20 protein-coding genes and 2 tRNA genes are annotated in these 21,350 nt (G+C 53.9%); 4 read left to right on the forward strand and 18 right to left on the reverse strand.

Annotated features, from left to right (window positions below; translation table 11 throughout):
• Nucleotides 1-37: 37 nt before the first annotated feature.
• On the forward strand, nt 38-331 hold the full coding sequence (locus ACR6JA_RS14800; protein ID WP_213715457.1) for a GIY-YIG nuclease family protein: 294 nt from the start codon (nt 38-40) through the stop codon (nt 329-331).
• On the opposite strand, the gene ACR6JA_RS14805 is transcribed toward ACR6JA_RS14800, so the two are convergent.
• Nucleotides 328-831, reverse strand: coding sequence for a GNAT family N-acetyltransferase (locus tag ACR6JA_RS14805; protein WP_494493786.1), 504 nt, complete (start codon nt 829-831; stop codon nt 328-330). The genes ACR6JA_RS14800 and ACR6JA_RS14805 overlap by 4 nt on opposite strands.
• Nucleotides 825-1,349, reverse strand: coding sequence for a ubiquinone anaerobic biosynthesis accessory factor UbiT (gene ubiT, locus ACR6JA_RS14810; RefSeq protein WP_039288056.1), 525 nt, complete (start codon nt 1,347-1,349; stop codon nt 825-827). The genes ACR6JA_RS14805 and ubiT overlap by 7 nt, the downstream gene beginning before the upstream one ends.
• Before the next feature lie 255 nt (nt 1,350-1,604).
• Between ubiT and ubiU the strand changes: the two genes are divergently transcribed.
• The 3 genes from ubiU to ACR6JA_RS14825 all read left to right on the forward strand — a co-directional run bounded on the left by ubiU (nt 1,605) and on the right by ACR6JA_RS14825 (nt 4,639).
• A complete protein-coding gene (ubiU, locus tag ACR6JA_RS14815) occupies nt 1,605-2,600 on the forward strand; it encodes a ubiquinone anaerobic biosynthesis protein UbiU (RefSeq protein WP_494493787.1) in 996 nt (331 codons plus the stop codon).
• Between the two features lie 9 nt (nt 2,601-2,609).
• Nucleotides 2,610-3,488 (forward strand): U32 family peptidase, encoded by an 879-nt coding sequence (locus tag ACR6JA_RS14820; RefSeq protein WP_494493788.1) that lies wholly within the window; start codon nt 2,610-2,612, stop codon nt 3,486-3,488.
• Nucleotides 3,489-3,631: 143 nt separating this feature from the next.
• Complete coding sequence (locus ACR6JA_RS14825; RefSeq protein WP_008454765.1) at nt 3,632-4,639, forward strand: luciferase-like monooxygenase; 1,008 nt, start codon at nt 3,632-3,634, stop codon at nt 4,637-4,639.
• A gap of 41 nt (nt 4,640-4,680) precedes the next feature.
• Here the strand turns inward: ACR6JA_RS14825 and mtr are convergent, their stop codons facing one another.
• The 16 genes from mtr to folP all read right to left on the reverse strand — a co-directional run bounded on the left by mtr (nt 4,681) and on the right by folP (nt 21,324).
• On the reverse strand, nt 4,681-5,925 hold the full coding sequence (gene mtr / locus ACR6JA_RS14830) for a tryptophan permease (RefSeq protein WP_494493789.1): 1,245 nt from the start codon (nt 5,923-5,925) through the stop codon (nt 4,681-4,683).
• Between the two features lie 153 nt (nt 5,926-6,078).
• Nucleotides 6,079-8,004, reverse strand: a complete 1,926-nt coding sequence (locus ACR6JA_RS14835; RefSeq protein WP_494493814.1) for a DEAD/DEAH family ATP-dependent RNA helicase — start codon at nt 8,002-8,004, stop codon at nt 6,079-6,081.
• Nucleotides 7,997-8,074 carry a protein YrbN gene (yrbN, locus tag ACR6JA_RS14840; protein ID WP_099458804.1) on the reverse strand — a complete coding sequence of 26 codons (78 nt, stop codon included), beginning with the start codon at nt 8,072-8,074 and terminating at the stop codon, nt 7,997-7,999. Before yrbN ends, ACR6JA_RS14835 begins: the two co-directional genes overlap by 8 nt.
• Nucleotides 8,075-8,184: 110 nt before the next feature.
• On the reverse strand, nt 8,185-9,069 hold the full coding sequence (nlpI, locus tag ACR6JA_RS14845) for a lipoprotein NlpI (RefSeq protein WP_008454770.1): 885 nt from the start codon (nt 9,067-9,069) through the stop codon (nt 8,185-8,187).
• 117 nt (nt 9,070-9,186) lie between these two features.
• Nucleotides 9,187-11,316, reverse strand: a complete 2,130-nt coding sequence (gene pnp / locus ACR6JA_RS14850) for a polyribonucleotide nucleotidyltransferase (protein ID WP_039298148.1) — start codon at nt 11,314-11,316, stop codon at nt 9,187-9,189.
• 247 nt (nt 11,317-11,563) lie between these two features.
• A complete protein-coding gene (gene rpsO, locus ACR6JA_RS14855; protein WP_008454776.1) occupies nt 11,564-11,833 on the reverse strand; it encodes a 30S ribosomal protein S15 in 270 nt (89 codons plus the stop codon).
• A 154-nt stretch (nt 11,834-11,987) separates the two neighbouring features.
• On the reverse strand, nt 11,988-12,932 hold the full coding sequence (truB, locus tag ACR6JA_RS14860) for a tRNA pseudouridine(55) synthase TruB (RefSeq protein ID WP_494493790.1): 945 nt from the start codon (nt 12,930-12,932) through the stop codon (nt 11,988-11,990).
• Nucleotides 12,932-13,333: a 30S ribosome-binding factor RbfA gene (gene rbfA / locus ACR6JA_RS14865; RefSeq protein WP_008454782.1), complete on the reverse strand. Its 402-nt coding sequence runs from the start codon at nt 13,331-13,333 to the stop codon at nt 12,932-12,934. Before rbfA ends, truB begins: the two co-directional genes overlap by 1 nt.
• Before the next feature lie 65 nt (nt 13,334-13,398).
• Nucleotides 13,399-16,086, reverse strand: coding sequence for a translation initiation factor IF-2 (infB, locus tag ACR6JA_RS14870; RefSeq protein ID WP_008454784.1), 2,688 nt, complete (start codon nt 16,084-16,086; stop codon nt 13,399-13,401).
• A gap of 24 nt (nt 16,087-16,110) precedes the next feature.
• The gene (gene nusA, locus ACR6JA_RS14875) at nt 16,111-17,613 is read right to left on the reverse strand and encodes a transcription termination factor NusA (protein WP_008454785.1); all 1,503 of its coding nucleotides are present in this window, start codon (nt 17,611-17,613) and stop codon (nt 16,111-16,113) included.
• A gap of 27 nt (nt 17,614-17,640) precedes the next feature.
• Entirely contained in the window at nt 17,641-18,093 is a 453-nt protein-coding gene (gene rimP / locus ACR6JA_RS14880; protein ID WP_008454786.1) for a ribosome maturation factor RimP, read from the reverse strand.
• A 213-nt stretch (nt 18,094-18,306) separates the two neighbouring features.
• Nucleotides 18,307-18,383: transfer RNA gene (locus ACR6JA_RS14885), tRNA-Met, on the reverse strand.
• A gap of 59 nt (nt 18,384-18,442) precedes the next feature.
• Nucleotides 18,443-18,529 (reverse strand) — tRNA-Leu (locus ACR6JA_RS14890).
• A gap of 49 nt (nt 18,530-18,578) precedes the next feature.
• Entirely contained in the window at nt 18,579-18,911 is a 333-nt protein-coding gene (gene secG, locus ACR6JA_RS14895) for a preprotein translocase subunit SecG (RefSeq protein ID WP_038478508.1), read from the reverse strand.
• A 234-nt stretch (nt 18,912-19,145) separates the two neighbouring features.
• A complete protein-coding gene (glmM, locus tag ACR6JA_RS14900; protein ID WP_008454789.1) occupies nt 19,146-20,483 on the reverse strand; it encodes a phosphoglucosamine mutase in 1,338 nt (445 codons plus the stop codon).
• Nucleotides 20,476-21,324, reverse strand: coding sequence for a dihydropteroate synthase (folP, locus tag ACR6JA_RS14905; RefSeq protein WP_008454791.1), 849 nt, complete (start codon nt 21,322-21,324; stop codon nt 20,476-20,478). The genes glmM and folP overlap by 8 nt, the downstream gene beginning before the upstream one ends.
• Between the last annotated feature and the right edge of the window lie 26 nt (nt 21,325-21,350).

Consider the following 21,350-nt stretch of genomic DNA (forward strand, 5'->3'; position numbering starts at 1 on the left):
GATACTCTGCGGCAAATGTTAATTATGCGCCCGCCCTATGACTCCCTGGTATCTCTATTTAATTCGCTGCCCCGATAACCGCCTTTATACCGGCATCACCACCGACGTCGCTCGCCGCTTTGCCCAGCATCAGTCAGGGAAAGGAGCCAAGGCGCTGCGCGGCAAGGGGGGGCTGGATTTGGTGTTTAGCCAGGTGGTGGGCAACCGCTCGCTGGCGCTGCGGGCCGAATACCGAATTAAACAGCTGAGCAAGGCCGAGAAAGAGCGGCTGGTAGCGGGCAAGGTAGCCCTTGAAGACCTGCTGACAAGCCTTCAAGGGGAAACTCGCTAAACGGTGTTGAAGTGGTCAGAATATTCTACCAGGCCACTGACGCCGTTCAGGGCATCATCCGCCAGGGGATGAACCTGGAATGCCGCTTCGGTGCCAGGCCAGCGGCAGCGCAGATCGTAACGGGCCGCAGGCTGGAAGCCAAGATGACCATACATCTCCGGCGAACCCAGCGTGACAACGGCGGCATAGCCAAATTCATTCAGAGAATCCAGCCCTTCGTATACCAGCTGTTTGGCAATGCCCTGCCCGCGAACCGACTCATCTACCGCCAGCGGCGCAAGCCCCACCCACTGCAGCTCTTCGCCTTCTACAGCGACCGGGCTGAAGGCCACGTAGCCAATCACCTGCCCTTCATCGTCGGTGGCGACGAGACCCAGCGTTAACAGCCCGTCTTCCCGCAGTGCTTTCACCAGCTCAGCTTCACCCTCACCGTCAAAGGAACGGCGCAGAAGCGCGTCGATGCCGGGTGCATCAATGGGAATTTCTACACGAATTAACATGGCTCACCTATCGAATTACCTTCAGGGGCGGCGTTGTGTTTCAAACCCGCCTCAACAAAATCAGCCAGCTGTAATAGCAGGATGCGTAGCGGTTTAGGCATGGCATCCAGCTCAATGGCATCCATTAGATTCTTCACATATAACCCGAGTTCCGTATCGCCTTCAATGACCAGACGACGCTGGAAAAACAGGGTATCAGGATCCTGCTTGCGAGCGGCGATCAGCAACAGATCGTTGGCCTCAGCGCTAAAGCTCACATCTGCAGGTGCATCGTCGCACACCAGCAGCTTATTGTCCTCAACGGAAGTAAACCACTTCAGGCCCAGATCGCGCACTTCAATACTTAGCCAGCGGCCTGCCAGAAAGTCTAGCTCGCCATCCTGCAGCGCCTGACGGAACTGCCAGCCCAGCACCTGCTCCAGGACCTGACGCTTAACGGCAAAAGGGGTTAGCTTGACCGGAACCCGCAGCAAAGAAGGACCAGCCTGAACCAGGCGAGAACGCAGTTTATCGAACACGGGTTTAACTCCTTTAAAAGATTTGTCGCTATTTTGCCATAACGACAATTCCCGATGGCGTGCCAAATCAACAATTCCGCAGGTTGCTGTGGGGCCGAATTGGCGGCGGCTACACTAAGCAATACGCCTTTCTCTGCCCCAAATCAAAAATTGTCGCCGACAGGTTAACTAAAATCCCGGTTCGTTAACAATTATGCTGCCCGTCCCTGTGCAGCGCGGGCACGTATTCATGCCCCCTATGATTCAGGATAAAATATGGAGTTGCTTTGCCCGGCCGGAAACCTTCCGGCGTTGAAAGCGGCCATCGATAACGGTGCAGATGCGGTGTACATCGGCCTGAAAGATGATACCAATGCGCGTCATTTTGCCGGTCTTAATTTCACCGAGAAAAAGCTGCAGGAAGCCGTCAGCTACGTGCATCTTCGCGGCCGTAAGCTGCATATTGCCATCAATACTTTTGCCCACCCGGACGGCTACTCCCGCTGGCAGCGGGCGGTTGATATGGCCACCCAACTGGGTGCCGATGCGCTGATCCTGGCAGATTTAGCCATGCTGGAATATGCCGCTGAGCGCTATCCACACATCGAGCGCCATGTATCGGTGCAGGCTTCGGCCACCAATGAAGAAGCGATTCGGTTCTATCATCGCCACTTCGATGTTGCCCGTGTGGTGCTGCCTCGCGTGCTTTCTATTCATCAGGTCAAACAGCTCGCGCGCGTCACGCCAGTACCGCTGGAAGTCTTCGCTTTTGGCAGCCTGTGCATTATGGCGGAAGGGCGTTGCTATCTTTCGTCTTACCTTACCGGCGAGTCGCCCAATACCGTGGGTGCCTGCTCCCCCGCTCGCTTTGTGCGCTGGCAGCAGACGTCCCAGGGGCTGGAGTCCCGTCTCAACGACGTGCTGATTGACCGCTATCAAGATGGCGAAAATGCGGGCTATCCCACCCTCTGCAAAGGGCGTTATCTGGTTGACGACAGGCCTTACCACGCGCTGGAAGAACCCACCAGCCTTAACACGCTCGAACTGCTGCCGGAGCTGCTCGCCGCCAATATTGCGTCGGTGAAAATCGAGGGCCGCCAGCGCAGTCCGGCTTATGTGACTCAGGTGGCAAAAGTCTGGCGCCAGGCTATCGATCGCTGCATGGCCGATCCTAAAGGCTACCAGGCCCAACCTACCTGGATGGAGACCCTGGGATCTATGGCCGAAGGCACGCAAACAACGCTTGGTGCCTATCACCGCAAATGGCAGTAGGGGAAAAGCATGAAATATTCATTAGGGCCGGTGCTTTACTATTGGCCAAAAGAGACGCTGGAAAAGTTTTATCAGGCCGCGGCGAAAAGCCGGGCCGATGTGATTTACCTGGGCGAAGCGGTATGCAGCAAGCGCAGGGCAACCAAAGTTGGCGACTGGCTGGATATGGCGAAAATGCTCGCAGGCCAGGGCAAACAGGTGGTGCTTTCCACGCTGGCGCTGGTGCAGGCTCCATCAGAATTGGGTGAACTGAAGCGCTATGTAGAAAACGGCGACTTTCTGATTGAGGCCAATGATATCGGCAGCGTAAATATGGCCGCCGAACGCAAACTGCCGTTTGTCACCGGGCATGCGCTCAACTGCTATAACGCCGTGACGCTGCGCCTGTTATTAAAACAGGGCATGACGCGCTGGTGTATGCCGGTCGAGCTTTCCCGCGACTGGTTAGCCAATATGCTCAACCAATGCGATGAGCTCGGCATTCGTGACAAATTCGAAGTGGAAGTGCTGAGCTACGGCCATCTGCCGCTGGCTTATTCCGCCCGCTGCTTTACCGCCCGCTCCGAAGACCGCGCCAAAGACGAGTGCGAAACCTGCTGCATTAAGTACCCAAATGGCCGGGATATGCGCTCTCAGGAGCAGCAACAAGTCTTTGTGCTGAACGGCATTCAGACCATGAGCGGCTATGTCTATAACCTTGGCAATGAGCTGACGTCGATGAAAGGGCTGGTAGATATTGTTCGCCTGTCGCCCATGGGTTTAGGGACGCTGGATATCTTGAACGCCTTCCGGGCCAATGAGAACGGTAGCGCACCGCTGCCGCTGGCCAAGCGCAGCGACTGTAACGGCTACTGGCGACGCGTTGCCGGGCTGGAGCTTCGGGACTGATAATAGCTCACTTTGTTAACAAATTTGGTCATCGTTTAATGCACTATTAAAAGTGCAGCTTTTCTGGCCGGCGCGGTATTCCTGCGCCAGGCTGGAAGAAGACCTTCAATCTGATGACTACGCTGTAACAAAAGTGAGCGGTTATGACTGACAAAAATGTTGCTTTCTCGGTGCTGGATTTAGCGCCGATCCCTCAAGGCTCCTCGGCGCAGGAGGCTTTTTCCCACTCTCTGGATCTCGCCCGACTGGCTGAAAAGCGCGGCTACCACCGCTACTGGCTGGCGGAACACCACAATATGGTCGGTATTGCCAGCGCGGCAACCTCGGTGCTGATTGGTTACCTGGCCGCGAATACCACCACGCTGCATTTAGGTTCCGGCGGCGTGATGCTGCCGAACCATTCCCCGCTGGTGATTGCCGAGCAGTTCGGTACCCTCAATGCGCTTTATCCGGGGCGTATAGATCTCGGGCTTGGTCGTGCGCCGGGCAGCGATCAGCCGACCATGAGGGCGCTGCGACGCCATATGAGCGGCGACGTGGATAACTTCCCCCGGGATGTTGCTGAGCTGGTGGACTGGTTTGACGCCCGCGATCCGAACCCGCATGTACGCCCCGTGCCGGGTTATGGCGAAAAGGTGCCGGTCTGGCTATTAGGCTCCAGCCTGTACGGCGCTCAACTAGCGGCACAGCTGGGCCTGCCGTTTGCTTTTGCCTCGCACTTTGCGCCAGATATGCTGTTCCGGGCGCTGCAGCTCTACCGTGAGAACTTCAAACCGTCCGAACGGCTGGCAAAACCTTACGCTATGGTCTGCATCAATATCGTGGCGGCAGACAGCACCCGCGATGCCGAGTTCCTGTTTACTTCCATGCAGCAGGCTTTTGTTCGCCTCCGTCGCGGTGAAACCGGGCAGCTTCCGCCACCGGTGGAGAATATGCATCAGCTTTGGTCTGCCTCTGAGCAATATGGGGTTCAGCAGGCACTGAGCATGTCTCTGGTGGGGGATAAAGCGAAGGTGCGCCACGGCCTGGAGTCCGTTCTGCGCGAAACTGAAGCGGATGAAATTATGGTTAACGGCCAGATATTCGATCACCAGGCGCGCTTACATTCGTTCGATTTGGCAATGCAGGTGAAAGAAGAGCTTTTAGGCTAACGTGGTGTGAGGCCCTCTCAGCTCGGAGGGCCCGTTAGAATTTACTTATAGACCGGCAGGACGTCGAAGGTAGACAGAATGTGTACCAGCGCATTGCCCACACCAAAGATCAGAATCAGGACGATCATCGGCTTGCCACCCCAGACGCGGAATTTCGGGCTGCCGAAGCGTTTACGTGATTTTCTCGCCAGCAGCGCAGGGACAATGGCCGCCCAGATAGTCGCCGCCAGTCCCGCATAGCCAATCGCATACAGGAAGCCATTCGGCCACAGCAGGCCACCGACAATCGGCGGGACGAAAGTCAGCAGCGCCGTTTTCAAACGCCCGATTGCGGAATCGTCAAACCCAAACAGATCCGCCAGGTAATCGAACAACCCCAACGTGACGCCGAGGAATGAACTCGCCACCGCAAAGTTCGAGAACACCACCAGTAACAAATCCAGGCTTCGGCTGTTGAGCACGCCGCTCAGCGCCTGCACCAGCACGTCAATGTTGCCGCCCTTCTCCGCGATGCCAATAAACTCAGGGCGTGGAATATTCCCCATCGTTCCCAGCAGCCAGATGGTATACAGCCCCAGCGCCATCAGCGTGCCGTAAACCAGACAGCGAATAATGGTGCGAGGATCTTTGCCGTAATACTTCATCAGGCTAGGTACATTGCCGTGATAGCCAAAAGAGGCCAGGCAGAACGGCAGCGTCATTAATAAATAGGGCGTGTAGGAGGCATTGCTCTCCGCCACGTTAAATAGCGTTACTGGCGTGACGTGCCCAAGCAGGCTGCCGAAGGTCAGGAAGAAAGTAATGACTTTGGCACCAAGCACAATGGCCGTCATGTGGCTAACCGCTTTGGTACTCAGCCAGACGATAAACGCCACAGCCAGCGCAAAGGCCAGCCCCGCCAGACGAGCCGGCACGTCCAGCGACATCTCTGAAAACGTATGATGCAGGATGGAGCCGCTGGCAGAAATATAGGCGTAAGTCAGAATATAAAGCACAAACGCAATCGACAGGCCGTTGATCGCGTTCCAGCCGCGCCCCAGCAGATCTTTAGTGATAGTGTCGAAGCTGGAGCCGATGCGGTAGTTCAGGTTCGCCTCCAGGATCATCAGCCCGGAATGCAGCATGCAGAACCAGGTGAAGACCAGCGCAGCCAACGACCAAAAGAACCAGGCCCCCGACATCACCACTGGGAGCGAAAACATCCCTGCACCAATGATTGTCCCACCGATGATCATCACCCCGCCAATTAATGAAGGCTTTGTGCCGGGGGCGGTTAACGTTGTCATATCGAATCCCTGAAAAACTGAGCACGACGAAATTGTCTTATGCGGTTCATTGTACCAGTATATGAGTACAAAAGGGATAAAAAAAACCCCGATTGCAATAACCGGGGCTTTTATCACTGCCGTTTAAAAATAATACGGCAGATTATAGGTCAATTATGCATCACCGAAGCGACGACGAGCGGTTGCAGCTCCGTCTTCGCGACGCGGGCCACGGCCACCTTCACGGCGTTCACCGCTGAAGCTACGGCCTGCACCTGCACCAGCGCCTTCGCGACGTGGGCCACGACCGCCTTCACGACGCTCGCCGCCGAAGCCACGGCCACCGTCACGACCGCCACGGCGTTCACCGCTGCGCTCTGGACGAGGCTGTGCGTCACCCAACAGCTGCATATTCATCGGCTTGTTCAGAATACGAGTGCGGGTAAAGTGCTGCAGAACTTCACCCGGCATGCCTTTCGGCAGCTCGATGGTGGAGTGAGTCCCGAACAGCTTGATGTTACCGATGTAACGGCTGCTGATGTCGCCTTCGTTAGCGATAGCGCCAACGATGTGACGAACTTCAACACCATCATCACGGCCCACTTCAATGCGGTACAGTTCCATATCGCCAGCATCACGACGTTCGCGACGTGGACGATCTTCACCACCACGCTCTGGACGGTCACCACGTGGGCCACGGTCATTACGGTCGCCACGACGTTCGAAGCGATCGTCACGCTCTTTGAATTCGCGACGTGGGCGCATCGGTGCATCTGGTGGCAGGATCAGAGGACGTTCACCCTGAGCCATTTTCAGCAGTGCTGCAGCCAGCGTTTCGATGTCCAGCTCTTCTTCAGCGGAAGGCTGAATTTTTGCCAGCAGGCCACGGTACAGATCCAGATCGCTGCTTTCCAGCTGCTGCTGAACTTTAGCGGTGAATTTAGCCAGACGACGCTCACCCAGCAGATCTGCGTTTGGCAGTTCTACTTCAGGAATCGTCAGCTTCATGGTGCGTTCGATGTTGCGCAGCAGGCGACGCTCGCGGTTCTCAACGAACAGCAGCGCACGGCCAGCACGGCCAGCACGACCGGTACGGCCGATACGGTGAACGTAAGACTCGGAGTCCATCGGGATGTCGTAGTTAACAACCAGGCTGATACGCTCCACGTCCAGGCCACGGGCCGCAACGTCGGTGGCGATCAGGATATCCAGACGACCATCTTTCAGGCGCTCCAGGGTCTGCTCACGCAGCGCCTGGTTCATGTCACCGTTCAGCGCGGCGCTGTTGTAACCGCTACGCTCCAGCGCTTCAGCCACTTCCATAGTCGCGTTTTTGGTACGAACGAAGATAATCGCCGCATCAAAGTCTTCTGCTTCCAGGAAACGAACCAGCGCTTCGTTTTTACGCATGCCATAAACAGACCAGAAGCTCTGGCTGATGTCCGGGCGAGTCGTCACGCTGGACTGAATGCGCACTTCCTGAGGATCTTTCATGAAGCGACGGGTAATGCGACGAATCGCTTCCGGCATGGTGGCAGAGAACAGCGCGGTCTGATGTTCAGCCGGGATCTGCGCCATGATGGTTTCAACGTCTTCGATGAAGCCCATACGCAGCATTTCGTCCGCTTCGTCCAGGACCAGACCTTTCAGACCGGACAGGTTCAGAGTGCCGCGTTTCAGGTGGTCAAGCAGACGCCCTGGGGTACCCACAACAATCTGTGGTCCCTGACGCAGAGCGCGCAGCTGCACGTCATAACGCTGGCCGCCGTAAAGGGCAACAACGTTCACGCCGTGCATGTGTTTAGAGAAATCCGTCATGGCTTCAGCAACCTGAACCGCCAGTTCGCGGGTCGGGGCCAGCACCAGAATTTGCGGTGCTTTCAGCTCAGGATCGAGGTTGTTCAGCAGCGGCAGAGAGAACGCTGCGGTTTTACCACTACCGGTCTGGGCCATACCCAGAACGTCGCGGCCATTCAGCAGGTGTGGGATACACTCAGCCTGAATTGGTGATGGCTTTTCGTAGCCCAGATCGTTCAGGGCCTGAATGATGGAGGCGTGCAGCCCCAGATCAGAAAAAGTGGTTTCGATGATATCAGTCATGTAGTACATGTGCCTCGTTGATGGCGGCCAGTCTACGTAACTCATCGTGAAATTGATCTGCAATTTTCATTGAAAAGTGTGAACCGGCTCAAATTTGATTGATTAACGAACAAAAACGCCCTCACCCGTGAAGGTGATGACTTTAGTTAAAAAGTTTATGGGACGATCGTTGTTCGTCAGCTATTGCTGGTCCGATTCTGCCAGGTCGTCTTGCTCCTGGCCCAAGAGCGCTAATTCCAACAATGCATAACGATGCTCAACGTAGTTGTGTACGTTGTTAGCAACCGCTAACTTGAACAGTGCCTTGGCGCTGTCCTTATCCCCCAGACTTAGGTAGTACTTACCTAAATAGAAGTTGGTTTCACTGAGATGCTCAGCGAGCGAGGTGTTATCCGTTGCGTCCGCCTTGAGGCGTTCCATTAGCTCTTTTTCGCTAATGTTGCCCAGGTAGAACTCGACAATATTCCATCCCCATTGCTCTCTATCCGATTTCTCGAGACGCTGTTGTAGCGCCACTTTGGCCTGTTTTTCGTCCAAATTGCGTTCAGCAATATAGAGCCACAGGCTACGGAAAGGATCGTTGGGATCGTCTTGATAAAACGCCAGCAGATCATCTTGCGCTAAACGATAACGACCACCGTAATAGAGGGCGATACCGCGATTTAAGTGCGCGTAGTTGTAAGTTGGATCAAGCTCAAGTACAGAATCAAACGCTTCATAGGCAGCATCAAAATTGCCTGCCTGCGTTAAATAAATGCCTAAGTAATTGAATACTTCAGGCATATCGGGACGGATGGCCAGCGCTTGTGAAAAATCATTCCGCGCCAGAGCCCTCAGACCGAGGCTATCATACAACACTCCGCGCTCATATAAAAGCTGTGCGCGTTCGTCATCGGTTAAAGCCCGACTGGCAAGTATTTGTTCCATGCGTGCCAGAATCACTTCCTGCTGCAGCGTAGGCTGCAATGGCACCGCTAATACTTCGTTCTTACGCCAGGCAGAGTTGCTGCATCCGGCCAGCGTGATAGCTGTCGCAACGAAACACCAGCGCAAAAAAGGCTTCATTTCCTACTCCCGAAGACAACAAATGGATGAACGTCCTGTCCCCCGGCTGCAAACGAGACATCCTGTCTCGTAACAAACAGCTCTCCATGTCACCATGGAGAGCTTAATTGGCAAACCTTACTCAGCTTCTGGCGCGGCTGGTGCTGCACCTTCTGCCGGAGACTGCTCGGTTGCTTCTTTAATGCTTAAACGGACGCGGCCCTGACGGTCAACTTCCAGTACTTTCACCGGAACTTCCTGACCCATCTGCAGATAGTCAGTCACTTTCTCTACGCGCTTGTCGGCGATTTGAGAGATGTGAACCAGACCTTCTTTACCGCCGCCGATAGCAACAAACGCACCGAAATCAACGATACGAGTGACTTTACCGTTATAGATACGGCCCACTTCGATTTCCGCGGTGATCTCTTCGATACGACGAATAGCGTGTTTCGCTTTGTCGCCGTCGGTCGCTGCGATTTTAACGGTACCGTCATCTTCGATTTCGATAGTGGTGCCGGTTTCTTCAGTCAGCGCACGAATCACAGCACCACCCTTACCGATCACGTCTTTGATCTTGTCTGGGTTGATTTTAATGGTGTGAATACGTGGTGCGAACTCAGAAATATCGCCACGCGGTGCGTCGATAGCCTGCTCCATCACGCCCAGAATGTGCAGACGCGCACCCTTAGCCTGGTTCAGAGCCACCTGCATGATTTCGCGAGTGATACCTTCGATTTTGATATCCATCTGCAGCGCAGAGATACCTTCACGGCTACCGGCTACTTTGAAGTCCATGTCACCCAGGTGATCTTCGTCACCCAGAATGTCGGACAGAACAACAAAGTTGTCGCCTTCTTTCACCAGGCCCATCGCGATGCCCGCAACGGCGGCTTTGATTGGCACACCAGCGTCCATCAGTGCCAGAGATGCACCGCACACAGAGGCCATGGAAGAAGAACCGTTAGATTCTGTGATTTCAGAAACCACACGAACGGTGTACGGGAATTTGTCAGCTTCTGGCATAACGGCCAGAACGCCACGCTTCGCCAGACGGCCGTGACCAATTTCACGACGCTTAGGCGAACCTACCATCCCGGTCTCGCCTACGGAGTACGGAGGGAAGTTGTAGTGGAACAGGAAGCTGTCAGTGCGCTCGCCCATCAGCTCGTCCAGCGTCTGTGCGTCACGTGCAGTACCCAGCGTTGCGGTAACCAGCGCCTGAGTTTCACCACGAGTGAATAGTGCAGAACCGTGAGTGCGCGGCAGAACACCAGTACGCACGTCCAGACCACGAATCATGTCTTTTTCGCGGCCATCGATGCGCAGTTCACCAGCCAGGATGCGGCTACGAACAACGTTTTTCTCGATAGCGTGCAGAATGTCAGACAGTTCACCGGCATCCAGAGATTCGTCTTCTGCGGTCAGCGTCGCGATAACGTCAGCTTTGATGACGTCAACCTGTGCATAACGCTCTTGCTTCTCAGTGATGCGGTAAGCATCGCTCAGACGGGATTCAGCCAGTGCGGCAACGCGCGCATTCAGCGCTTCGTTCACGGCCTCAGGCTGCCAGTCCCAACGTGGTTTGCCGGCTTCGGCAACCAGCGCGTTGATTTCTTTGATGACAACCTGCTGCTGATCGTGACCGAAGACAACGGCACCCAGCATCTGGTCTTCGCTCAGCAGTTCAGCTTCAGATTCAACCATCAGTACTGCGCTTTCGGTACCGGCAACAACCAGATCCAGCTTGCTGGTTTTCAGCTCTTCAGCGGTCGGGTTCAGCACGTACTGGTCATTGATGTAACCAACACGAGCGGCGCCGATCGGGCCGTTAAACGGAATACCGGACAGGCTCAGTGCTGCAGAAGCACCGATCATGGCTACGATATCAGGGTGAACCTGTGGGTTAACGGAGACAACGGTGGCGATAACCTGCACTTCGTTGACGAAACCTTCAGGGAAGAGCGGGCGAACCGGGCGGTCAATCAGACGCGCAATCAGGGTTTCGCCTTCGCTTGGACGGCCTTCACGACGGAAGAAGCTACCTGGGATACGACCAGCAGCGTAGGTACGCTCCTGATAGTTAACGGTCAGCGGGAAGAAGTCCTGGCCTGGCTTGGCTTTTTTCTGGCCAACAACGGTAACGAATACCGCGGTGTCATCCATGCTTACCATTACAGCAGCGGTAGCCTGGCGAGCCATCATGCCGGTTTCAAGCGTGACCGTATGCTGGCCATACTGGAATTTACGAACGATCGGATTCAGCAAAATAAGATCCTTTAAAATGACGGGCAGCACGTGGCTTCACGCGCCGCCGTTGGTACCCGACCTTCATCGCATCCTCGCGACTAATGACAATCCTAACCCGCTCTGACGGGTAAAGCCTCTCATTAGCCGCGCGAACCTCTGCAATAAAGATCACACTCAGCAACAATACATTAGTTTCCATAGAATTGCTGCCGTCTGGTTGAAAAAAGGGGCCCTTACAGGCCCCTTTTTCTGAAACTCGCAAGAACTAGCGACGCAGACCCAGGCGCTCGATCAGGCCAGTGTAACGTGCTACATCTTTACGTTTCAGGTAGTCGAGCAGTTTACGACGCTGAGAAACCATACGCAGCAGACCACGACGGCTGTGGTGATCTTTTTTGTGCTCTGCAAAGTGACCCTGCAGGTGGTTAATCTGTGCAGTCAGCAGTGCAACCTGAACTTCGGTAGAACCGCTGTCGTTAGTACCACGACCAAACTCGGAAACGATTTTAGCTTTAGCTTCAACGCTTAGAGACATTTTCAACTCCAACATTATAGATAAATAAACAGGGTGCCGATCTCTAATTCAGCAACCCCAGTGCACGCCTGAACCGTTTGTTAAACAATCGGCCAGCCGTTAAGCCGCGCTATTTTACCTGTAGCGCCCTTTTACCGCAAGGTAGCGGCAAAAGTCAGACGGGATATTCGACGACCAGACGACGCGGAGCAACCCGGCCCTCGCCATCGATTTCACCCATACCGATGAATTTCTTCTCTTCGCCTTCGGTGACGCGTACCAACCCTTCGGCCTGAACGCCTGCCACCCGAACTGGATTACCGTTTTTAAAGTAGACGGCAACTTCAGGCAGCAAATTCACCAGCGGGAAATCTGAGGCTGGGCTGTCCATCGGCATCAGCAACGGATCCAGCATTTCCGCTGGCTCGCGCTCCTGCCGATGTGCCTGTTCTACCAACTCGTTAAGCTGTTCCAGAGTGACCATCCGCTCAATCGGATATTTACTTACAGCCAGACGACGCAGGAAGATAACATGCGCCCCACAGCCAAGTTTTTCACCGAGATCGTCAACGATCGTACGAATGTACGTTCCCTTAGAGCAATGGACTTCCAGCTCCAGTTCATCCCCTTCATGGCGAATAAACAACAGTTCGTACACCGTGATTGGGCGAGCTTCACGTTCAACCTCAATACCCGCGCGCGCATATTCGTACAGGGGCTTACCCTGATGCTTAAGCGCAGAGTACATCGATGGAACCTGCTCGGTATCCCCGCGGAAGCTCTCCAGCGCGGCAGCGAGCTGCTCGGAGCTAAAGCTAATTGGGCGTTCCTGGACCACAATGCCGTCGGCATCTGACGTGTCCGTGCGCTGCCCAAGTTTGGCAATCACGCGATAACGTTTGTCGGAGTCCAGCAGGTATTGGGAGAACTTCGTCGCTTCACCAAGGCAAATCGGCAGCATACCGGTCGCCAGAGGATCCAGCGCCCCGGTATGACCCGCGCGGTTCGCGTTATAAAGACGTTTTACTTTTTGCAGTGCGTCGTTGGACGAAAGGCCCTGAGGCTTATCGAGCAACAGTACACCATGAATATCACGACCGCGACGACGAGGACGACTCATCAATCCTCCTTGCTGTCGTCCGTATTCACGCGACGCTCGTCATCATGACGGATGACATTGGAAACCAGGTTAGACATGCGCATCCCTTCAACCAGCGAGTTATCGTAGAAGAAGGTCAGCTCAGGTACGATGCGCAGACGCATTGCCTTGCCAACTAAAGTTCGGATATAACCCGACGCGTCCTGCAGAACTTTGATGCCTTCTTTGATGGCATCTTCGTCTTTGTCGTTCAGGAAGGTCACAAATACTTTGGCATACGCCAGGTCACGGGAGACTTCAACACCAGAAACGGTGGTCATCATGCCCAGACGCGGGTCTTTAATTTCACGCTGCAGGATAATGGCAATTTCTTTCTGCAATTCCTGAGAAACGCGCTGCGGGCGACCAAATTCTTTCGCCATAATAATTTCTCCAGACAAAACGGGGGGCACACGGCCCCCCTAAGATAGTTGATGCGGTACGGCTATCAGGAGATGGTACGCTTGATCTCGATAATTTCGAAGACTTCGATCATATCGCCCACGCGCACGTCGTTGTAGTTCTTAACGCCGATACCACATTCCATACCGTTACGGACTTCGCTTGCGTCATCTTTGAAGCGGCGCAGGGATTCCAGCTCGCCTTCATAGATAACCACGTTGTCGCGCAGTACGCGGATTGGGTTGTGACGTTTCACCACACCTTCGGTAACCATACAGCCAGCAATCGCGCCAAACTTCGGTGATTTGAAGACATCACGAACTTCAGCCAGGCCGATGATCTGCTGTTTCAGTTCTGGAGACAGCATACCGCTCATCGCCGCTTTCACTTCGTCGATCAGGTTATAGATGACGGAGTAGTAACGCAGATCCAGGCTTTCTGCTTCAATCACGCGGCGCGCAGACGCATCAGCACGGACGTTGAAGCCAACCAGAATGGCGTTGGATGCTGCAGCCAGCGTTGCGTCAGTTTCGGTGATCCCACCCACGCCGGAACCGATGATTTTAACTTTAACTTCATCGGTAGACAGTTTCAGCAGGGAGTCGCTGATTGCTTCCACAGAACCCTGAACGTCTGCCTTCAGCACGATGTTCACTTCGGACACTTCGCCTTCGGTCATGTTGGCGAACATGTTTTCCAGTTTGGATTTCTGCTGACGAGCCAGTTTAACTTCACGGAATTTACCCTGACGGTACAGAGCAACTTCACGAGCTTTCTTCTCGTCACGAACAACGGTCACTTCGTCACCCGCGGCAGGCACGCCGGACAGGCCGAGGATCTCAACTGGAATAGAAGGACCCGCTTCGGTCACTTCACGTCCCATCTCGTCACGCATCGCACGTACACGGCCGTATTCGAAGCCACACAGAACGATATCGCCTTTGTTCAGGGTACCTTCACGCACCAGAACGGTAGCAACCGGACCACGACCTTTATCCAGGAAGGATTCTATGACCACGCCGCTTGCCATACCTTTACGGACAGCTTTCAGCTCCAGAACCTCGGCCTGCAGCAGGATTGCATCCAGCAGGTCGTCGATACCGGTACCGGCTTTTGCAGAAACGTGGATGAACTGGCTTTCGCCGCCCCACTCTTCCGGCATGATGCCATACTGGGACAGTTCGTTTTTAACGCGATCCGGATCCGCTTCTGGCTTATCGATTTTGTTCACCGCGACAACTACCGGTACCTGCGCCGCTTTTGCGTGCTGGATTGCTTCGATAGTCTGTGGCATCACGCCATCGTCAGCGGCAACAACCAGAACAACGATATCCGTTGCCTGAGCACCACGAGCACGCATAGAAGTAAATGCTGCGTGACCTGGGGTATCCAGGAAGGTAACCATTCCGTTGTCGGTTTCTACGTGGTAAGCACCGATGTGCTGGGTAATACCACCCGCTTCTCCGGAGGCCACTTTAGTTGAACGAATGTAGTCGAGCAGAGAGGTTTTACCGTGGTCAACGTGACCCATAATGGTCACAACCGGTGCACGGGTTTCTGCCGCAGCGCCGGTGTCACGGTCGCTCATTACCGCTTCTTCCAGCTCGTTCTCACGACGCAGGATAACTTTGTGGCCCATCTCCTCAGCAACCAGCTGAGCGGTTTCTTGATCGATAACCTGGTTGATGGTCGCCATTGCGCCCAGCTTCATCATCGCTTTGATGACCTGAGAGCCTTTAACGGCCATTTTGTTAGCAAGTTCAGCAACGCTGATGGTTTCGCCAATTACAACGTCACGGTTAACGGCCTGTGCTGGCTTGGTGAAGCCCTGCTGCAGGCTGCTTGGCTTGCGCTTACCTTTGCCACCGCGAACGGCTGCACGAGCTTCTTCACGGTCAGCTTTAGACTCGCCGTGCTTACCGCCAGCTTTTTTCTGACGCGGCGCTTTAGCTGCAGTACGACCACGACCACGACCGCCTTCAACTTCACGATCATTCTCGTCTTCTGCCTGACGAGCGTGCTGGGAAGTGGTGACGTGATAGTCAGACTTATCGTCTTCCACCTTCTCCTGCTCTTCCCAAACGCCAGCATTAGCTTCAGCCATTTTACGGGCTTCTTCTGCCACACGGCGGGCGTCTTCTTCAAGTTTGCGACGGGCTTCTTCTTCAGCTTTACGCTTCAGTTCAGCAGCTTCCGCTTCACGGCGAGACTTCTCGGCGTGGGCGGCTTTCGTCATTTCATCAGTTTGTTGATTGCTCACTTTGTCTTTTTCCGCAGCTTCACGTTTCGCTTTATCAGCGGCTTCGCGCTTAGCTTGTTCTTCAGCTTCACGCTTAGCTTTTTCTTGTGCCGCACGTTTGGCAGCTTCCTCTGCCTCACGCTGGGCTTGCTCTTCCGCTTCACGCTGCGCCTGTTCTTCCGCAGCAAGGCGTTCTGCCTCTTGCGGATCACGTTTCACAAAGGTGCGCTTCTTGCGGACTTCGATTTGTACCGATTTACTTTTCCCACCGGTACCTGGAATGTTTAAAGTACTGCGCGTTTTGCGCTGTAAAGTCAACTTGTCTGGGCCTGAACCATGTTCGTGGTTCAGGTGGGCCAGCAGCGTTTGTTTCTCTTGCGCCGAAACGGAGTCATCAGCAGACTTCGGGATCCCTGCATCAGCAAATTGCTGTACCAGGCGGTCCACGGAGGTCTGAATCTCTGCGGCCAGCGCTTTTACGGTTACATCTGTCATGCTGTTCCTTCCTGCTACAGTTTATTACGCTTCGCCGCCAAACCAGCAAATGTTACGCGCTGCCATGATCAACTCGCCGGCTTTTTCATCCGTTAAGCCTTCGATATCAGACAGGTCGTCAACACCTTGCTCGGCAAGGTCTTCCAGCGAGCTAACACCACGAGCAGCCAGTTTAAAGGCCAGCGGGCGATCCATCCCTTCGAGGTTCAGCAGATCCTCAGTAGGTTTTTTATCGCCAAGGCTCTCTTCTTGTGCCAGAGCCAGTGTGGTGAGCGCGTTTTTAGCGCGATCGCGTAATGCTTCCACGGTGTCTTCATCAAGGCCGTCAATTTCCAGCAGCTCTTTCATTGGCACATAGGCCAGTTCTTCAAGCGTGGAGAAACCTTCTTCGACCAACACGGTGGCGAAATCCTCGTCAATATCGAGGTATTTGGTAAAGGTATCAATAGCCGCATGCGCTTCAGCCTGATGTTTAGCCTGCAGGTCATCAACGGTCATAACGTTGAGTTCCCAGCCGCTCAGCTGTGATGCCAGACGAACGTTCTGACCGTTACGGCCAATGGCCTGTGCCAGGTTGCCTGCCTCTACCGCGATATCCATCGTATGTTTGTCTTCGTCGACAACAATGGATGCTACGTCGGCCGGTGCCATTGCGTTGATAACAAACTGCGCCGGGTTGTCGTCCCACAGCACGATATCAATACGCTCACCGCCTAACTCAGTAGAAACCGCCTGAACGCGCGCACCGCGCATACCAACGCAAGCACCGACCGGGTCGATACGTTTGTCGTTTGTTTTCACGGCGATTTTGGCGCGAGAGCCCGGATCGCGTGCGGCGGCTTTAATTTCGATAACTTCTTCACCGATTTCCGGCACTTCAATGCGGAACAGTTCGATCAGCATTTCAGGTTTGGAACGGCTAACGAACAACTGCGCACCGCGAGCTTCAGGACGTACTGCGTAAAGCACGCCGCGAATGCGGTCGCCCGGGCGGAAGTTTTCACGTGGCAGCATATCTTCACGCAGAATCACAGCTTCAGCGTTGCCGGACATGCCTTCCGATTTCAGTTCAAGGGAGATATTGTCGCGGTTAACTTTTTTCACTACACCGGTAACAATCTCACCTTCCTGATCGCGGAACTGATCTACTACCATCGCACGTTCGGCTTCGCGAACCTTCTGCACGATAACCTGCTTCGCAGTTTGAGTGGTGATACGGTCAAAGGTGACGGACTCAATTTCGTCTTCAACATAATCGCCGAGGCCGAGAGCCGGATCTTCAAACTGAGCCGCTTCGAGAGTGATTTCACGCGTAGGTTGAGTGACTTCTTCAACGATAACCCAACGGCGGAAGGTATCGAAATCACCGCTTTTGCGGTCGATCTCAACGCGCACGTCAATTTCTTGCTCGTATTTTTTCTTGGTCGCCGTTGCCAGCGCACTTTCCAGCGCTTCGAAAATCTTCTCACGCGGCAGCGCTTTTTCGTTGGAAACTGCTTCAACAACAGCCAAAATTTCTTTGTTCATCCTGGGTTTTCACCTCAATCCAAACTATTAAAAGTGGGGTACCAGGTTCGCTTTCTGGATGTTGCTCAGCGCGAACACTTCGTCTTTTCCTTCGACCGTTACCGTGATCATCTCACCGTCTACGGCTTTAATAATACCCTGCCATTTGCGGCGGTTTTGCACAGCCATACGCAATACAATGCTCACTTCTTCGCCGGTAAAACGAACGTAGTGTTCTGCGGTGAACATTGGGCGATCGAGGCCAGGTGAGGACACTTCCAGGTTATAGGCCACGGTGATGGGATCTTCGACATCCAGTACGGCACTGACCTGGTGACTGACATCAGCACAATCATCAACATTGATGCCATCTTCACTATCAATATAGATGCGCAGCGTAGACGTGCGGCCCCGAACGAATTCGATGCCTACAAGTTCATAGCCCAGTGCTTCGACCGGTGCTGAAATCATCTCTGTTAATTTTTGCTCTAATGTGGACAAGCCCACCCCCAAGACATAAAAAAAGGGCATATAGCCCAGTTATTCTAAAGTCAGATAACAAAAAACCCCGATAAATCGGGGCTTTATATAACTGAACCCTGTATGCCGCAACTGCGGCCCGGACACCGTCCAGGAGAATTTTTTTCTAAATTCTTCGCGAAGGCACCGAAACTGGTGTTCACAGTATATTTGAAAAAGAACTCTCAGGGAAAGTGGTTGCGGGGGCCGGATTTGAACCGACGACCTTCGGGTTATGAGCCCGACGAGCTACCAGGCTGCTCCACCCCGCGTCCGAAAACGTGGCAAATACTACGCCAGAATTGCATTAAATGCAAGAATTGCTAGGATTTGGTACCGAGGACGGGACTTGAACCCGTAAGCCCAATCGGGCACTACCACCTCAAGGTAGCGTGTCTACCAATTCCACCACCTCGGCACTCTTTGAACACGGTAACCTTCATGTTACCGCATTGAAGCTGACAAACTTACTGCGGGATATCGCTGCTCGGCTTGGTAGGTGCCGCTGGCGCAGTCTGCTCAGTTTGTGCTGGCTGACTTAAATTTTCCCACTCGCTTCCTTTACTGGTTTTGTTGGTGCTGAGGTTACCCAGAACCAGGCTCAGAATAAAGAACAACGTTGCGAGCACACCGGTCATGCGGGTCATGAAGTTACCAGAACCACTTGAACCGAATAACGTAGCGGAAGCGCCTGCTCCGAAGGAGGCTCCCATATCAGCGCCTTTACCTTGCTGCAGCATGATAAGACCTACAAGGCCCAACGCTACAATAAGGAAAACAACCAAAAGAGCTTCGTACATAATCAACCTGTTCCTTGCGGGGTTACCGCACGCCAATTGCTTCAAACCAGTTAAGCGGATACGTTTGTCATTACCCACTGAAGCGGGTGAGAATACTAACCAAAGCCAGACTGGTGCGCAAGGGCAATTTATTAACAATGCACTGACTGCGGAAAAAAACAGCAAACAAGTAATATCCACCAAATAAACAGGCGGCAACTGCCGCCTTTTCAATCAGTTTGCGACGAAAAAATATTAAACGGCCTTCACTGCGTCTGCGATCTGATGAGCAAACGCGGTAACCTGAGCTTCATCTTCACCCTCGACCATCACGCGAATAAGTGGCTCCGTTCCTGATTTACGCAGCAACACCCGGCCACGGCTGCCCAATGCAGCTTCCACTTCAGCCGTAACGCGCTTGACCTCTTCATTTTCAAGCGGATCGCCGCTGCCTGCGGTAAAGCGAACGTTAACCAGAATCTGCGGGAACAATTTCATTCCGCTGCAGAGATCGTGCAGGCTCATATGGTTACGAACCATTGCGGTAAGCACTTGCAAACCTGCGACTATGCCGTCACCGGTGGTGGTTTGGTCCAGCAGAATGACGTGACCGGAGTTTTCAGCCCCAATTCGCCAGCCTTTCTCCTGCAGTTTTTCCAGAACATAGCGGTCGCCAACTTTCGCGCGGGCAAAAGGAATACCCAACTGCTTCAGCGCGACTTCAAGTCCCATATTACTCATTAGCGTACCCACGGCACCGCCGCGAAGCTGCCCCTGACGTAATCCTTCCCGGGCAACGATATAAAGGATCTGATCGCCATCGACTTTAAGTCCCTGGTTATCCACCATAATTACCCGGTCGCCGTCGCCGTCAAATGCGATGCCGAGATCGGCTTTTTCCGCCAGCACGCGCTCTTGCAGCATACGCACATCGGTCGCACCGCATTTTTCATTAATATTCACCCCATCCGGCTCACAGCCAATGGCAATGACTTTTGCACCCAGTTCACGCAATACATTCGGGGCAATGTGGTAAGTCGCGCCGTTGGCGCAGTCTACGACGATTTTAAGGCCATTAAGGCTCAGTTCGTTCGGGAACGTGCCTTTGCAGAATTCAATATACCGCCCTGCTGCATCGACAATACGGCTGGCTTTACCCAACTCCGCCGAATCCACGCAGGTGATCTCTTTTTCCATCTCCGCTTCAATAGCTTCTTCAACCTCATCCGGCAGTTTAGTCCCGTCGATCGAGAAGAATTTTATACCGTTGTCATAGAACGGGTTGTGTGAGGCGGAGATAACAATCCCAGCTTCAGCGCGGAATGTACGAGTTAAATAAGCAACCGCAGGCGTAGGCATTGGACCAGTAAATGAAGCAGACAACCCGGCTGCAGCCAGGCCTGCTTCCAGTGCAGATTCCAGCATGTAGCCGGAAATACGCGTGTCCTTACCGATAATAATTTTACGCGAACCATGACGAGCCAGGACTTTACCCGCAGCCCAGCCAAGCTTCAGAACAAAATCAGGGGTAATAGGTGCATCGCCCACGCGACCACGGATACCATCGGTGCCAAAATATTTACGGTTACTCATAGTATTTGTTTTCCTTCACTGAAAGCGTAGCTTCGACCACGCGCATAGCTTCAACAGTCTCTTTTACGTCATGAACGCGAAGAATTTGAGCCCCCTGCATCGCAGCAATCACCGCGCAGGCAAGGCTACCGCTCAGGCGCTGATCCGGGCCAACATTAAGCAGTTGCCCGACCATCGATTTACGGGACATTCCTACCAGCAGCGGCATACCGTAGTGATGAAATTCCGAAAGGCGAGCCAATAACTGATAATTGTGGGAGAGATTCTTACCGAAACCAAAGCCCGGGTCGAGCAGCAATTTATCTTTTGAAATCCCTGCGGCTTCGCAGCGGGCAATGTGCTCCACAAAAAAGCGATTCACATCGGCAAATACGTCATCGTACTGTGGTGCCTGTTGCATCGTTTTCGGTTCGCCCTGCATATGCATCAGGCAAACAGGGAGCCCCGTTTCCGCAGCGGCAGCTAGCGCACCAGGTTCCGTTAAGGAACGAATATCGTTGATAAGATGCGCCCCTACTCGTGCAGATTCGCGAATAACTTCGGCTTTTGATGTATCCACTGAGACCCAGACTTCAAACCGTTGAGCGATCGCTTCGACCACCGGAATAACGCGCTCAAGTTCTTCTTCTGTGCTCACCTCTGCCGCGCCAGGCCGGGTTGACTCTCCGCCAACGTCGATGATTGTTGCCCCGGCATTGATCATCGCATTTGCATGCTTGAGGGCCTCAACCAGGGAATTGTGCTGGCCACCGTCGGAAAAGGAGTCCGGCGTGACGTTTAAAATCCCCATGACGTGAGGATGCGAGAGATCCAGCGTGGAGCCTTGCGCGGTGAGTTTCATTCTTCTTCCTTTGCGTTCGTCTTAGG

The organism is Cedecea sp. B1(4), assembly GCF_059414925.1.